Consider the following 1,751-nt stretch of genomic DNA (forward strand, 5'->3'; position numbering starts at 1 on the left):
GCAGATTCCCATGATGTGGACCTGGCGGAGATATCAGCCCGCCGGCTGCTGATTTTTGAATTATTCAGACCGGACTACGTAAATCCGAAGGACGCGAAGCGCAGCGCAGCGATCGGCACACCGAGCGCAACGCAGTGGAGCGAATGGGCCGATTTTGCGTAAGACGGCCTTATGGGGAATGGGCGCAGCCCATTTCCCCCGGAGGGGCTGTGCCTTTGCGTGGCACTTGACCTGGCTGACGGCACCGCGCGGCGGCAAGCGAGGAACGAGCGCGCCTTGTACCGCCTGGCTCGACTCATAGTGTAGCCGTTGCGATCCGCACGCGGCTTGAAGTCCCGCGCAGCAGCTGACCAAGTTCCTCAACGGTCGAGGCCGCTACAGCCCAGTTCGCGTTAGCGTCGAGGCCGTGTCCGAAAGTCGGCACTGACACCGGCCTCCGTTCCTCCGCCGACTCTGCGCTTAATTTCCAAACAAACGCCCTGCTCGCCATTCCGATAACGTTGTACGAGCGCCTAAAGCCAGCAATCCATCAGTTTTCCCCTCGGTTTCGAGAACTGCAGCGGCGTCGATAGAATTAAAATACAGACAGTCTTTTGCCGCCCAAACACGCACATATGGGTCAACGTGATCTAGAAGGCTGAGTAAATATGTTTGACCATCAGGGTCAACACGCATTTTTTTACCTAGCTTCTCCAATTTAGTTGCAAACCGATTGCCACTTACAAAGTCTCGCTCACGTTGCGTATCGCCATAACTGATTGCGCACGACAAATAATTCTCAAAATCTTTACTCACTTTATTACTCCGTAGGTTTTCAATATTTCTACCCCAAATTTGTACTGATTCTCAAACGGTTGATTACTCAGCCATTTCCGAACTGTCATACCTTCAGTAAATGGCTGCTTAGATGAGAAATACGCACTAATGCTCCCCTTGCCAATATGAATATCGGCTGCAACAGGCACAACATTTGCCGTGTTGTGTATGGTCTCTGAGCCAAATTTACTCAGATTCGAAGCGGTCTGCTCGACAATATGGTGAAGATGGTCACCGGCTTCCGTAACAACTTCCTGTTTAAGTTTGCCAAATGACTTGAAGCCAATTCCATTTTCGAGAACTTTAGCTGCCGAAGCACCGACCGACTCAGTTGATCCAGGGCCGATACCAATACATGTACTCCCTGCTTTGATACAGCCCGATTCGGCGGCATCTTTCAGGCCTGCGTGCAAGTCGTCGTTGAAAGCCCGCCGCTTGGAACCGGGCGCACCCATGACAAAGTCTTCTACCTTGTCACCAAGTGATCGTGCCGGGGTTCCACTGATTGTCGCCCCTTTGCTCGTAGCGCCACCGTCTTTACTCCCGGCCTTGAGGCTTCCATCCGATTTCAGACCCGCCTGCGCCAAGGCGCCGCTCGAACCCATTACGGAATAGGAATTGGCCCCGGTCTGAACGGCGACAATCCCGCCCGCCGCCAAGGTCGCTTCTATCTTCTTGTTAAGCTCCGCCGCGTACTTCTTCTGCTCCTCGGTTTGAGAGAAAAAGCCTGTCGGATCGGTCAGATTGGTCGGGTTGTTCTGCACATAACTGTAGCGGTTGTAGCTCTGGCCATTGGCCGGGTCCTGCACAAACGGATCTCCCGACAAGAACCTGGCAGTGTAGGGATCGTACACCCGTCCATTCATGTGCACCAGATCCAACTTGTCCAGCATCTCGTGGCCGGTGAAGCCCCGGTTGTCGATCTTGCCGTCCAG

General features: G+C 53.7%; 2 protein-coding genes. Both read right to left on the reverse strand.

What is annotated here, in order from left to right; translation table 11 throughout:
- Positions 1 to 459 precede the first annotated feature (459 nt).
- Entirely contained in the window at positions 460 to 795 is a 336-nt protein-coding gene (locus tag AC3WOS_RS28465) for a hypothetical protein (protein ID WP_492720683.1), read from the reverse strand.
- On the reverse strand, positions 792 to 1,751 hold a 960-nt coding region (locus AC3WOS_RS28470), incomplete at its 5' end, for an RHS repeat domain-containing protein (RefSeq protein WP_492720685.1). The genes AC3WOS_RS28470 and AC3WOS_RS28465, both read right to left, overlap by 4 nt.

It is taken from the genome of Rugamonas sp. FW305-51, assembly GCF_058786935.1.